Origin of the sequence: Pseudomonas sp. MF6394 (assembly GCF_002018845.1) — a bacterium.
In the GTDB taxonomy this organism is placed as follows: Bacteria; Pseudomonadota; Gammaproteobacteria; order Pseudomonadales; family Pseudomonadaceae; genus Aquipseudomonas; species Aquipseudomonas lactis.
Genome location: NZ_MVOJ01000018.1, coordinates 92,857 through 105,130, shown reverse-complemented (window position 1 = coordinate 105,130; position 12,274 = coordinate 92,857). Strand labels below are relative to the sequence as shown.

Sequence of the window (12,274 nt, the reverse complement as noted above, 5' to 3'; positions counted from 1 at the left end):
CTATTCGTTGATGCGCCGGGCCAGGCTGTTGGCGCTGTCAATCAGTACCCGGCGATAGTCGTGGTAGTTTTTGCTGGCATCGGCCCGGGGGGCGACGATGCACAGGGTCGCGATGCTGATGCCCTGGGCATCGCGCACCGGGGCGGCAAAGCAATGGGTGAAGGTGTCGGCCACACTGTCGAAGGAGAAGAACCCATCCAGGCTGGCCTGGCGGATCTGCGCCAGGAAAGTGTCCAGCGGCAGGCGCAGGCCGTCCGGCAGGATGAAATCGTCGGGGTCGATCAGGTCGACGATCTGCTGGTCGCTCAAATGCCCTAGCAACAAGCGCCCCGAGGCCGTCCACGGGATGGGCGCGTTTTCACCGATATCCGAAGATATACGGAAATGCCGCTGGCCTTCGCGCATCAGCGCCACCGTGTATTTGCGCCCGTTGAGCAGGCACATCTGCGCGGTTTCGTGGGTCTGGCTGACAATCTCCTGCAAGGCGTGGTCGGCCTCGCGGGTCAGATCGAAGTGGCGCAAGTGTGCCTGGCCGAGGAAATACAGCTGCCGACCCAGGTACACGTGGCCGTCCTTGCCCACAGTCTCCAGGATGCGCCGCTCCAGCAACGAGGCGACCAGTTCATAGACCGTGGATTTGGGGCTGCCAATGCCACTGGCAATATCATTCGGGCGCAGGGGCTGGCCGATTTCCTTGAGAAAATCGAGGATATCGAACGCACGGTCCAGGCCTTTGGCGCGGCGTTTGATGGTGTCTTCGGTCATGGCGGTTCTGGCCCCGTCAAGTTGTTGGGTACGACACAATTCCCCTGTGGGAGGGGGCTTGCCCCCGATGAGGGAGTGTCAGTGAATACATTTTTGACTGACACACCGCTATCGGGGGCAAGCCCCCTCCCACAATTGATTTGTCGTGGGTTTAAAGTGGGTATTCAGCCCTTTTTCTTGTAGGCCACGCAATCGATCTCGACTTTGCAATCGACCATCATGTTGGCCTGCACGCAGGCGCGCGCCGGGGCGTGTTCCGGGGTGAAGTATTCACCGAACACCTTGTTGAAACTCCAGAAGTCCCGTGGGTCTTCCAGCCATACGCCCACCCGCACCACGTCCTTGAGCTCGTAGCCGGCTTCTTCAAGGATCGCCACCACATTGCGCATCGTCTGCCGGGTTTGCTCAATGATGCCACCATTGATGATTTCACCGTCCACCGCAGGCACCTGCCCCGACACATACAGCCAGCCATCGGCTTCCACGGCGCGGGCGAACGGACGTGGCTGGCCGCCACCTGCGGTGCTGCCGGTGCCGTAACGAGTAATGCTCATAAAAGTTGCTCCTTGTTAAAAACGAATGTTCTTGAGAAATTCCGCCAGGCGCGGCGACTGCGGCCGTTCGAAGATGTCCTTCGCGCTGCCCTGCTCTTCAATGCGGCCCTGGTTCATGAACACGATCTGGTCCGAAACCTCATAGGCAAAGCGCATTTCGTGGGTGACCAACAACATGGTCATGCCCTCCTCTGCCAGCCCCTTGATCACGCTGAGCACTTCGCCCACCAACTCCGGGTCGAGGGCCGAGGTGACTTCGTCGAACAGCATCAGGCTGGGGTTCATGGCAATGGCGCGGGCAATCGCCACACGCTGTTGCTGGCCGCCGGACAGTTGGCCGGGAAAGTGATTGCGGCGCTCCAGCAGGCCGACGCGGTCCAACCATTTTTCGGCCAGGGCTACCGCCTCATCCTTGCTCATCTTCTTGACCTTGAGCAAGCCGAGGGTAACGTTCTGCAGCGCGGTCAAGTGCGGGAACAGGTTGAATTGCTGAAACGCCATGCCGGTCATTGCACGGTGCTGGGCGATCACCCGCTCCGGGTGGCGTACGCGCTTGCCGCCGACATCGCTGTAGCCGATGGACTCGCCGTCCAGGGTGATCTGCCCGCCCTGGAACTCTTCCAGCAGGTTCACGCAGCGCAGCAAAGTGGTCTTGCCCGAGCCGCTGGAGCCGATCAACGTCACCACATTGCCGCGCTGCATGGACAGGTCGACGCCCTTGAGCACTTCCACCTGGCCGTATTGTTTACGCAGGCCACGTATGTCCAGCAGCGCTGGGTTGGTTTGAGCTTGGTTCATGGCAAGGCCACCCGCTTTTCAATGTAGCGCCCGAATAATTCGATGGCGTAGTTGATGACAAAGAACAGAAACCCGGCGAACAGGTAGAACTCCAGGGTCATGAAGGTGCGCGCGATCACCTGCTGGGTACTGAGCAGCAATTCGGCTACGCCAATCACCGACAGCAAGGTGGAAGCCTTGACGATTTCCGTGGAGGAATTGACCCAGGTCGGCAAGATCTGCCGCAGCGCCTGGGGCAACAGTACGTAGCCCAGGGACTGATAAAACGTCAGCCCAATGGCCTTGCCCGCTTCCAACTGCCCACGGGGAATGGCTTGCAGCGCACCACGCACGATTTCCGATACATGGGAGCCACAGAATAAGGTCAGCCCAACCGCACCGGCCTGAAACGCACTGATTTGCCAGCCAAGGGCCGGCAGCATGTAGAAACACGCCAACACCAGCACAAACACCGGCGTGCCACGGATCAAATCGACGTACAGACGGAACGGCGCGCGCATCCAGAATTTGCCGTAGGTGAGGATCAAGCCGGCGACGATGCCGATCAGGGTGCCACAGATAATCGCCAGCGCCGAGACCGCCACACTGGCCTGGAAGCCGGCCCAAAGGGTCTCGCGGGCGATCCACAATTCATGCAGCCAACTGGGGGATTCGTACATGGGGACCCTTCCTCAGCGACGGATAGCCAAACGCTGTTCCAGGTAACGGAGCAGCATGGCAATCAGGTAACAGGCAGCCACGTAGAGCGCGGTCGTGACCAGCCAGGTTTCAATCACCCGGTAGCTTTCGACGTTGATCTTGCGGGCGTAATAGGTCAGCTCCGGCACCGCGATCGCAGCGGCCAGGGAGGTGTCTTTGAACAGCGAGATGAAGTTGTTCGAGAGTGCCGGCAACACGTTGCGCAGCATCACCGGCACGGTGATGTAAGCGCGGATCCGCCACTCGCCCAGCCCGATGGCCAGGCCGGCTTCACGCAAGCCCTTGGGAATATTCACCAGGCCTGCGCGGAACACTTCGGTGAGGTAGGCACCGGCATACAGCGACAGGGTGATGATGAACGAGGGGATCTTATCCAGGCGAATACCCAGGGAGGGCAAGGCAAAGTAGATCAACAGGATCAACACCAGGATCGGGGTATTGCGCACCACCGTCACATACACCGAGGCAAAAATACGCAACGCGCGGTGCCTGGAGAGCATGGCAAACGCCATCAACAGGCCGATCACGCAGCCGATGGCGATCGACAGCAACGCCAACTGCAGGCCCAGGCCGAGCCCCGCCAGTAAGGTGTCGAAATCACGCCAGACGGCGGCAAAGTTCAACTGATAGTTCATGGTCAGCAGTACCTGTATGGGGCGTGTTCAGGCACGCCCCTGTTGTTGCGGGTCACTTGAATTCCACGGGAAAACCAATCGCCGGTTCTGGCAGGTCCACGCCGAACCACTGCTTGAACGAGGCTTTGTAGGTGGGAAATTCCACACCGGTCATGGCTTCGTGCAGCGCGGTATTGACGAAGTTCAGCCAGTCCTGGTCGCCGCGCTTGACCGCGCAGGCGTAGGTTTGCGGGCTCCAGGCATAAGTGGGGCTGCGATAACGACCGGGGTTCTGCACCATCAGGTACTTGACCGAGGATTGGTCGGTGGCGGCGGCATCGGCGCGGCCTGAGTTCACGGCCTGGTACATCAGGTCAACGCTGTCGTACTGATCGACCTTGGCCTTGGGCAGTGCCTGATGCACCAGCTCTTCGGCATACACGTTCTGCAGCACGGCCACGGTAACGTCATCGCCTGCGGCTTGGAGATCTTCGATTTCCTTGTACTTGCTGTTGTTGGGCAGCAGCAGGCCGACGCCTTCGCGGTAGTACGGCAGGGTAAAGGCCACTTGCTGCGCACGGCTGGCGGTAACGGTGATGAACTGGCAGCTCATGTCGACCTTGTCGGTGAGCAGGTTGGGAATACGTGCATCAGACGACTGCACCACAAACTCCACCTTGCTCGGGTCATTGAATAAGCCTTTGGCCACGATGCGGCCGATGTCGATATCAAATCCCTGCAACTTGCCATCCGCTCCCTGGAAGTGCCACGGCGCATTGGTACTGCCTGTACCCACGATCAAGTGCCCGCGCTTGAGCACATCATCAAGCTTGCTGTCCGCCGCCTGCGCCACGCTGGCGAGGGAAGCCGATGCAGCGACGAGAAAAACACACGTTTTGAATACGGAAGGTCGGTGATGCATGACAAGTACTCCAGGGATTGTTTATTCCGCTATACCGGAACCTAGTATGTAACAACGGAATAGACAGCAGAAAGTGTGCCACAGGCGTCGGAAGAAACCTATGGGAGTAAAAAATGCTTTATGGATCAGCGTGATAGGGATTGAAGCGGTAAACGGCATTGCGCCGTCAGTGGATGGCTTTGCTACGCAGCGCCCCACAATGATGTTACTGGGCGCACCTGAATGATGCTACAGGTGCCTAGCGCACGAAGAAGGACCTGTGAAGGCTGACAGTAGACCTGGACGATTTTCCAACTTAGCTTGAGCCAAGGAGTGACAAGGAGACGCCCGATGAACTACGTCAATGCGGTCATCGCAAATAAAGCGGAATTTGACCGCGAACTCGATACGGAGCAACCGGTATTCGTTGTGTTCATTTCCCATGATTGCGCGGCATGCACTGACGCAATGCCACGTTTCATGCGGATAAGCCAGCGCTACGAGGGCCAGGTCAAGGTGATGATCCTCGACTGTGTCGAAACCCCGCGTCATCCACGCGTGGACCGTATTCCAATGTTGCTGATCTATAAGGATCAACAATTAAAAGAAGCCGTTCCCGGACTCGGCGAGCAAGCGCTTGAAGACGCGTTCAAGCGGTTCGCTCGCCTTCAGATCAAGGCGCCGTTAGCGGCGACAAACAGACCTGCGTCACCCTCCGCTCTTCCACCGCTGCCACCGTCAAGCGCCACCCCTCGTGCTCCAGGCTATCGCCCACAACCGGCAAACGATCCAATAGACTCATCACCAGCCCGGCCAGGGTCTGATAATCGTCCGTCGCCACGGCCTTGAAGCCGGTGCGTCGACTCACCTGATTAAGGTTCAAGGCCCCATTGGCACGAAAGCCCGCGCCCTCCTCGACAATGTCCGGCCCTTCGATTTCGCTGGCATCGGGCAATTCACCGGCGATGGATTCCAGAATGTCCGTCATGCTCAACACGCCCATGAAGTCGCCGAATTCGTTGATCACGAAGGCGATGTGGGTGGACTCCTGGCGCATCTGCTCCAGGGCGTTGAGGATCGAAAAACTGTCCAGCAGGTTGATCGCCCGACGCGCCAGGTGTTCCAGGTTCGGCTCGTTGCCGGCCAGGTACTCCTTGAGCAGTTCCTTCTTGTGCACAAAACCCAGGGGCTCATCCACTGCACCGTTACGGATCAACGGCAGACGCGAGTAGGACGAATGCATCAGTTTCAGACGGATTGTCTCGGGGTCGTCCGCCAGGTCGATGCAGTCAACCTTGGCCCTTGGGGTCATCAGGGTGCGAATCGGCCGCTCGGCCAGTTGCAGCACGCCGCTGATCATCACCCGTTCACGTCGGTCAAACAGCGGGCCCTGGGCAGCATCCGGCTCGCCCAACAGGTCAGCCACTTCTTCATCCACCTCTTCCACCGCCAGGCTACGGCCACCCAACAAGCGCATCACCGCATGGGCGGTACGCTCACGCACTGGCAACACACCCTGGGCCGATTTCTTGCGACGGGCGCGGGCGATCTGGTTGAACACCTCGATCAAAATCGAGAAACCAATGGCCGCGTACAGGTAGCCCTTGGGAATATGGAAGCCCAGGCCTTCGGCGGTCAGGGCGAAACCGATCATCATCAAGAAGCCCAGGCACAGCATGATCACGGTCGGGTGCGCATTGACGAAACGGGTCAGCGGCTTGCTCGCCACGATCATCAGGCCGATGGACACGATCACCGCGATCATCATCACCGCCAGCTCGTCGACCATGCCCACGGCGGTAATCACCGCGTCGAGGGAGAACACCGCATCCAGCACCACGATCTGCGCGACGATCGGCCAGAACATTGCGTAAGCCACGTTGCCCTTGTGCTGCGCCACATGGCCTTCAAGGCGTTCATGCAACTCCATGGTGGCCTTGAACAGCAGGAATATACCGCCGAACAGCATGATCAGGTCACGGCCGGAGAAGCTCTTGTCGAACACCTCGAACAGCGGCTGGGTCAGGGTCACCAGCCAGGAAATACTCGCCAACAGGCCCAGGCGCATCAACAACGCCAGGGACAAGCCGATCAACCGCGCACGGTCACGCTGCTCCGGTGGCAACTTGTCCGCCAGGATCGCGATAAACACCAGGTTGTCGATACCCAGCACCAGTTCCAGCACAATCAAAGTCGCAAGGCCAAGCCAGGCCGTGGGATCCGCTAACCATTCCATTTATAAATTCTCTGTCTTTAAAGGGTTCAGAACGCCAGGCACGGCAAAGTGCGGTCAGAAGACCGGGACAAGGTTAGTTGACGGAATACGGGGTGTTTGAGCGGGAACAGCGACAGCGGTGGTCTTGGGGAAAGACGACTGGGAGGCTCCGAGAGGGTGTTCATGCAAGTCCTGAGATGACAAAAGGACTTGAATCCTACATTCGAAATACAAATTTCCCACAGCGCAAAACTATTACAAAACCTGTATTTCAGGCCGAAATAAAACTCCTGTGGAGCGGGCTTGTGTGGGAGCGGGCTTGCTCGCGAATGCGGTGGCCCAGTCAAAGATTCAGTGACTGACACTTCGCTTTCGCGAGCAAGCCCGCTCCCACACAACCCCCTCCCACATTCTGATCTCTGTTGAGTCAGGATTTACGAGTAGCATCATCCAGCGCCAAGATGGTGTGGGCATTGGTGACGGTGGTCGCCAGCGTATTGATCACTCCCGAGCGCAACGCCCCCAAAGTCGCCGCCGCCTTGGTGTTCTCACTGGCAATCGCCACCACATCCGGGATGCGAAACAGCTCCTGCACCGTCAACCCAATCACGCGCCCTTGAATGGCGTTGACCGCCGGCTGGCCATGAATGTCGATAAAGTCATAGCCCATCATGTCGCCCACGGTGCCAGACAAACGCGCCTGGGCGATTTCCTGGGGCGAGAACCAGCCCATGCGCACCATGTTGCTGTTCTCGCTCATGTCGCCGATGCCGATCAGGGCAATATCGGCACGCCGGGCGCGGTCAAGGGTCGAACGCACCGTATCGTTGTTGATCAGCACTCCGCGCAGTTCCGGGTTGGCCACCAGCGCCGGGGCGTAGAGGCTTTCACTCTCGCCACCAAAGCGCAGGGCCAGGCGTCGGCAGATGTGGTCAGGGTTCATGTATTCGCCAGCCTTGAGCGAACCGCCGATGGCGCACACGAAGGTGCAGTTGCGGGTCACCGGCAGAAACACGTTGTCGGCCACCGCGCCGACGTTACGGCCCATGCCCACGGCCACGATCATGCCGTCGCCCAGGGTCTTGTTGAGGTAGTTGGCCACCAGGCTGGCGACCGCCGAGCGCTGGGTGTCGGGGTCGCTGTGGTCGACGGCGATCAAGGCGCGGTCAAGCTTGAAGCGCTCTACCAACGCCCGCTCCAGCTCGTTGTTCATCGCCGGATGCTGCAACACGCGCACCTCGACAATCCCTTCATCGCGCGCACGCTTGAGCAGGCGGCTGACTTTGGCCCGCGACAGGTCAAAGCGCTTGGCAATGGCCTCCTGAGTGACGTTCTCAAGGTAATAGAGCATCGCCACTTCGGTCATTTGATCGATATCACTGGCCATGCGCTGGGTACTGTCACTCATGGGGACGGGCTTCCGTTTCGGCGTCAAAGGCGCATTCTCCCGACTCTTGCCCTGCGCCGTCCACTACTGATGCCCATCACGCTCGATCGCATTGATGCGCTCGACCTTGGCCCCGGACCGCGCCGCTTCGAACTCCGAGGCCAAAAACGCACTGACGATACTTTTGGCCAACTCCGCGCCGATGACCCGCGCACCGATGGAGAGGATTTGCGCATCGTTGCTCTTGCGCGCGCGCTCCGCCGAATAGGTGTCATGGGCCTGGGCCGCACGAATGCCCAGCACCTTATTGGCCGAGATGGCCATCCCAATCCCGGTGCCGCACACCAGCACACCGAGGCGCTGTTGCCCGGCATTGATGGCCGTGGCCACGGCCAGGGCGATGTCTGGGTACAGCACCGGCGCCATGGAATGCGTACCGAAGTCGGTCACCGGGTATCCCAACCCCTCGATATGGCGCTTCAACAGCTCTTTGAGCTCAAAACCCGCTTCATCACATCCGATAGCCACCGGGAAAGGTGTGTTCATAGCGCTTGGCTCCACTGATCAAATGATCACTTAGTGAAATAACTCTCACGCATTTCGCAAGCATTCACCCCTTCATGTCAAGCGAGATTTAGCTGACCCGCCAGTCAAAGCCCTATATAACGGCAATCAACGGCTCGCAGATGAGAATCACACCTTTTAAGTGAAAGAGATTGACTGATCAGAATTTCATTTGATACACATATGATCACAGCGAAACATGACTGTGCGACCTAATAAGAATTCACAGCACGAGGACACGCCGATGGCCACGCCATTACTGCTCCAGGCTGAACATGTCGCCAAGGCTTATGCCGGGGTGCCCGCCCTGCGTGACGGGCGCCTTGCCCTGCGCGCCGGTAGCGTCCACGCCCTGTGCGGCGGCAACGGTGCTGGCAAGTCGACGTTCCTGAGCATCCTGATGGGCATCACCCAGCGTGACGCTGGCAGCATCCTGCTCAACGGCGCACCGGTGCAGTTCAATCGCCCAAGTGAAGCCTTGGCGGCGGGGATCGCGATGATCACCCAGGAGCTCGAACCCATCCCCTACATGACCGTCGCCGAAAACATCTGGCTGGGCCGCGAACCGCGCCGCGCCGGTTGCATCGTCGACAGCAAGGCCCTCAACCGCCGCACCCGCGAACTGCTCGAAAGCCTGGAGTTCGACGTCGACGCCACCAGCCCCATGCACCGCCTGAGCGTGGCGCAGATGCAATTGGTGGAAATCGCCAAGGCGTTCAGCCATGACTGCCAGGTGATGATCATGGACGAGCCCACCTCGGCCATCGGCGAGCGCGAGGCCGAAACCCTGTTCAAGGCCATTCGCCGCCTTACCGCGCGCGGTGCCGGCATCGTGTACGTGTCCCATCGACTGAGCGAACTGGCGCAGATCGCCGATGACTACAGCATCTTCCGCGATGGCGCCTTTGTGGAAAGCGGGCGCATGGCCGATATCGACCGCGACCACCTGGTGCGCGGCATTGTCGGCCAGGAACTGACGCGCATCGACCACAAGGTCGGCCGCGAATGTGCGGCCAGCACCTGCCTGCAAGTCGATAACCTGAGCCGCAACGGCGAGTTCCACGACATCAGCCTGCAACTGCGCCGTGGCGAGATCCTCGGCATTTATGGGCTGATGGGTTCCGGGCGCAGTGAATTCCTCAATTGCATCTACGGCCTGACCGTGGCGGATTCAGGCAGCGTTACCTTGCAAGGCAAACCCATGCCCATCGGCCAGCCCAAGGCAACCATCGACGCCGGCATGTCGCTGGTCACCGAAGACCGCAAGGACAGCGGCCTGGTGCTGACCGGCAGCATCCTGTCCAACATTGCACTGTCGGCCTATAAGCGCCTGTCGAGTTGGTCGCTGATCAACGCACGCAAGGAAGCGCAACTGGCCGAAGACATGGTCAAGCGCCTGCAAATCAAGACCAGCTCCCTGGAGCTACCGGTGGCGTCCATGAGCGGCGGCAACCAGCAAAAGGTGGTGCTCGCCAAATGCCTGTCCACCGAGCCGGTGTGCCTGCTCTGCGATGAGCCCACCCGCGGCATCGACGAAGGCGCCAAACAGGAGATCTACCACCTGCTCGACCAGTTCGTGCGCGCTGGCGGCGCAGCCATCGTGGTGTCGTCGGAAGCCCCGGAGCTGCTGCACTTGAGCGATCGCATCGCCGTCTTCAAAGGCGGCCGGCTGGTCACCGTCAGCACCGACACCGCCCTTTCCCAGGAAGCCTTGTTGAGTCTTGCCTCATGAATGCCAAAACCATCGTCGCCCCCGTTACCGCCGCGCCGCGCAATCGCCTGCGCCTGTCCCTCGACCGCTTCGGCCTGCCGCTGGTGTTTATCCTGCTGTGCGTGGTGATGGCGTTTTCCAGTGAATACTTCATGACCTGGCGCAACTGGATGGACATCCTGCGCCAGACCTCCATCAACGGCATTCTCGCCGTGGGCATGACCTACGTGATCCTGACCAAGGGCATCGACCTGTCGGTGGGGTCGATCCTGGCGTTCGCCGGGTTGTGCAGCGCCATGGTCGCCACCCAGGGTTACGGCCTGTTGGCGGCGGTCAGCGCGGGGATGTTTGCCGGCGCGATGCTCGGCGTGGTCAATGGTTTTATGATCGCCAACCTGTCGATCCCGCCGTTTGTGGCCACCCTCGGCATGCTCAGCATCGCCCGGGGCATGACCTTTATCCTCAACGACGGCAGCCCGATCACCGACCTGCCCGACACCTACCTGGCCCTGGGCATCGGCAAGGTCGGCCCGGTGGGCGTGCCGATCATCATCTTCGCCGTGGTCGCGCTGATTTTCTGGATGGTGCTGCGCTACACAACCTATGGCCGTTATGTGTACGCGGTGGGCGGCAATGAAAAAAGCGCGCGCACCTCCGGCATTGGCGTGCGCAAAGTGATGTTCTCGGTGTACGTGGTCTCGGGCCTGCTCGCCGGGTTGGCCGGCGTGGTGCTGTCGGCACGCACCACCTCTGCCCTGCCCCAGGCCGGGGTTTCCTATGAGCTGGACGCGATTGCCGCAGTGGTGATCGGCGGCACCAGCCTGTCGGGCGGTACCGGCAGCATTGTCGGCACCTTGTTCGGGGCACTGTTGATCGGCGTGATCAACAACGGCCTGAACCTGCTCGGCGTGTCCTCCTATTACCAGCAGGTCGCCAAGGGCCTGATCATCGTGTTCGCAGTCCTGATCGACGTGTGGCGCAAGAAGAAACGCTGAAGAACGACCCATAACAATAACCGGAGTTCTACTTATGAAACTGGGTACCACCCTGGCCGCCGCGGCGGCCCTCTCCCTGCTCGCGAGCAGTATCGCCCTGGCCGCCGATGGCAAGACCTACAAGATCGGCGCGGCCGTCTACGGCCTCAAGGGCCAGTTCATGCAGAACTGGGTCCGCGAGCTCAAGGAACACCCGGCGGTCAAGGATGGCACCGTGCAATTGACCGTGTTCGACGGCAACTACGACGCCCTGACCCAGAACAACCAGATCGAAAACATGGTGACCCAACGCTACGACGCGATTCTCTTCGTGCCGATTGATACCAAGGCCGGCGTCGGCACCGTCAAGGCCGCCATGAACAACGACGTGGTGGTCATCGCCTCCAATACGAAAGTAGCCGATGCCAGCGTGCCGTATGTGGGTAACGACGACGTGGAAGGTGGCCGCCTGCAGGCCCAGGCCATGGTCGACAAACTCAATGGCAAGGGCAACGTGGTGATCATCCAGGGCCCGATTGGCCAGTCAGCCCAGATCGACCGGGAAAAAGGCGAGCTGGAAGTGCTGGGCAAACACCCGGACATCAAAATCATCGAAAAGAAAACCGCCAACTGGGACCGCGCCCAGGCCATGACCCTCACCGAAGACTGGCTCAACGCCCACCCCAAAGGCATCAACGGTGTGATCGCTCAGAACGACGACATGGCCCTGGGCGCCGTACAGGCCCTCAAGTCCCATGGCCTTACGTCCAAGGACGTGCCCGTCACCTCCATCGACGGCATGCCGGATGCGATCCAGGCGGCGAAAAAGGACGAAGTCACCACCTTCCTGCAGGACGCCCAGGCCCAGTCCCAAGGCGCGCTGGACGTGGCACTGCGCGCCCTGGCCGGCAAGGACTACAAGCCGCAATCGGTGATTTGGGAGCGCTATGCCAAGGATGTGAAATGGGCCGACGGCACGGCCAAGAACTACATCCTGCCCTGGGTGCCGGTGACCAATGCCAATGCGGATGCGCTGTACAAGCAAGTCAGCGGCGGTAAGTAACGGTTTCGACCTATTGATGCATCACACAT

At 60.0% G+C, this 12,274-nt stretch carries 12 protein-coding genes and 1 pseudogene; 4 read left to right on the top strand and 9 right to left on the bottom strand.

Annotation, left to right across the window (positions count from 1 at the left end; all coding sequences use genetic code 11):
* From MF6394_RS19105 to MF6394_RS19080, 6 genes are all read right to left on the bottom strand, one after another.
* Window positions 1-765: an IclR family transcriptional regulator gene (locus MF6394_RS19105; RefSeq protein WP_003191821.1), complete on the bottom strand. Its 765-nt coding sequence runs from the start codon at window positions 763-765 to the stop codon at window positions 1-3.
* A gap of 164 nt (window positions 766-929) precedes the next feature.
* A complete protein-coding gene (locus MF6394_RS19100; RefSeq protein WP_032896881.1) occupies window positions 930-1,319 on the bottom strand; it encodes a RidA family protein in 390 nt (129 codons plus the stop codon).
* A gap of 15 nt (window positions 1,320-1,334) precedes the next feature.
* Window positions 1,335-2,117 carry an amino acid ABC transporter ATP-binding protein gene (locus tag MF6394_RS19095; RefSeq protein ID WP_044274305.1) on the bottom strand — a complete coding sequence of 261 codons (783 nt, stop codon included), beginning with the start codon at window positions 2,115-2,117 and terminating at the stop codon, window positions 1,335-1,337.
* Window positions 2,114-2,776 carry an amino acid ABC transporter permease gene (locus MF6394_RS19090; protein ID WP_078467287.1) on the bottom strand — a complete coding sequence of 221 codons (663 nt, stop codon included), beginning with the start codon at window positions 2,774-2,776 and terminating at the stop codon, window positions 2,114-2,116. The genes MF6394_RS19095 and MF6394_RS19090 overlap by 4 nt, the downstream gene beginning before the upstream one ends.
* Before the next feature lie 12 nt (window positions 2,777-2,788).
* Window positions 2,789-3,451, bottom strand: a complete 663-nt coding sequence (locus MF6394_RS19085) for an amino acid ABC transporter permease (protein WP_003191828.1) — start codon at window positions 3,449-3,451, stop codon at window positions 2,789-2,791.
* Window positions 3,452-3,503: 52 nt separating this feature from the next.
* Window positions 3,504-4,352, bottom strand: coding sequence for a transporter substrate-binding domain-containing protein (locus MF6394_RS19080; RefSeq protein ID WP_047711059.1), 849 nt, complete (start codon window positions 4,350-4,352; stop codon window positions 3,504-3,506).
* 330 nt (window positions 4,353-4,682) lie between these two features.
* Between MF6394_RS19080 and MF6394_RS19075 the strand changes: the two are divergent.
* Window positions 4,683-4,961, top strand: a pseudogene (locus tag MF6394_RS19075) (thioredoxin family protein); the annotation flags it as partial.
* A 43-nt stretch (window positions 4,962-5,004) separates the two neighbouring features.
* On the opposite strand, the gene MF6394_RS19070 reads toward MF6394_RS19075, so the two are convergent.
* The 3 genes from MF6394_RS19070 to rpiB all read right to left on the bottom strand — a co-directional run bounded on the left by MF6394_RS19070 (window position 5,005) and on the right by rpiB (window position 8,479).
* Window positions 5,005-6,567 carry a TerC family protein gene (locus tag MF6394_RS19070; protein ID WP_078467286.1) on the bottom strand — a complete coding sequence of 521 codons (1,563 nt, stop codon included), beginning with the start codon at window positions 6,565-6,567 and terminating at the stop codon, window positions 5,005-5,007.
* A gap of 406 nt (window positions 6,568-6,973) precedes the next feature.
* Complete coding sequence (locus MF6394_RS19065; RefSeq protein WP_005788844.1) at window positions 6,974-7,954, bottom strand: sugar-binding transcriptional regulator; 981 nt, start codon at window positions 7,952-7,954, stop codon at window positions 6,974-6,976.
* Window positions 7,955-8,017: 63 nt separating this feature from the next.
* Window positions 8,018-8,479, bottom strand: coding sequence for a ribose 5-phosphate isomerase B (rpiB, locus tag MF6394_RS19060; protein WP_044274312.1), 462 nt, complete (start codon window positions 8,477-8,479; stop codon window positions 8,018-8,020).
* Between the two features lie 262 nt (window positions 8,480-8,741).
* Here rpiB and MF6394_RS19055 point away from each other — a divergent pair, with 262 nt between their 5' ends.
* The 3 genes from MF6394_RS19055 to MF6394_RS19045 are packed head-to-tail and all read left to right on the top strand — an operon-like array spanning window position 8,742 to window position 12,245.
* The gene (locus MF6394_RS19055) at window positions 8,742-10,229 is read left to right on the top strand and encodes a sugar ABC transporter ATP-binding protein (protein ID WP_044274314.1); all 1,488 of its coding nucleotides are present in this window, start codon (window positions 8,742-8,744) and stop codon (window positions 10,227-10,229) included.
* On the top strand, window positions 10,226-11,203 hold the full coding sequence (locus tag MF6394_RS19050; RefSeq protein WP_003191840.1) for an ABC transporter permease: 978 nt from the start codon (window positions 10,226-10,228) through the stop codon (window positions 11,201-11,203). The genes MF6394_RS19055 and MF6394_RS19050 overlap by 4 nt, the downstream gene beginning before the upstream one ends.
* Window positions 11,204-11,237: 34 nt before the next feature.
* A complete protein-coding gene (locus tag MF6394_RS19045) occupies window positions 11,238-12,245 on the top strand; it encodes a substrate-binding domain-containing protein (protein ID WP_047711061.1) in 1,008 nt (335 codons plus the stop codon).
* Window positions 12,246-12,274: the final 29 nt, after the last annotated feature.

Bases quoted from the DNA above. Each gene is read 5' to 3' on its own strand.
- MF6394_RS19105 (WP_003191821.1), bottom strand. From the start codon at position 765: ATGACCGAAGACACCATCAAACGCCGCGCCAAAGGCCTGGACCGTGCG.
- MF6394_RS19100 (WP_032896881.1), bottom strand. From the start codon at position 1,319: ATGAGCATTACTCGTTACGGCACCGGCAGCACCGCAGGTGGCGGCCAG.
- MF6394_RS19095 (WP_044274305.1), bottom strand. From the start codon at position 2,117: ATGAACCAAGCTCAAACCAACCCAGCGCTGCTGGACATACGTGGCCTG.
- MF6394_RS19090 (WP_078467287.1), bottom strand. From the start codon at position 2,776: ATGTACGAATCCCCCAGTTGGCTGCATGAATTGTGGATCGCCCGCGAG.
- MF6394_RS19085 (WP_003191828.1), bottom strand. From the start codon at position 3,451: ATGAACTATCAGTTGAACTTTGCCGCCGTCTGGCGTGATTTCGACACC.
- MF6394_RS19080 (WP_047711059.1), bottom strand. From the start codon at position 4,352: ATGCATCACCGACCTTCCGTATTCAAAACGTGTGTTTTTCTCGTCGCT.
- MF6394_RS19070 (WP_078467286.1), bottom strand. From the start codon at position 6,567: ATGGAATGGTTAGCGGATCCCACGGCCTGGCTTGGCCTTGCGACTTTG.
- MF6394_RS19065 (WP_005788844.1), bottom strand. From the start codon at position 7,954: ATGAGTGACAGTACCCAGCGCATGGCCAGTGATATCGATCAAATGACC.
- rpiB (WP_044274312.1), bottom strand. From the start codon at position 8,479: ATGAACACACCTTTCCCGGTGGCTATCGGATGTGATGAAGCGGGTTTT.
- MF6394_RS19055 (WP_044274314.1), top strand. From the start codon at position 8,742: ATGGCCACGCCATTACTGCTCCAGGCTGAACATGTCGCCAAGGCTTAT.
- MF6394_RS19050 (WP_003191840.1), top strand. From the start codon at position 10,226: ATGAATGCCAAAACCATCGTCGCCCCCGTTACCGCCGCGCCGCGCAAT.
- MF6394_RS19045 (WP_047711061.1), top strand. From the start codon at position 11,238: ATGAAACTGGGTACCACCCTGGCCGCCGCGGCGGCCCTCTCCCTGCTC.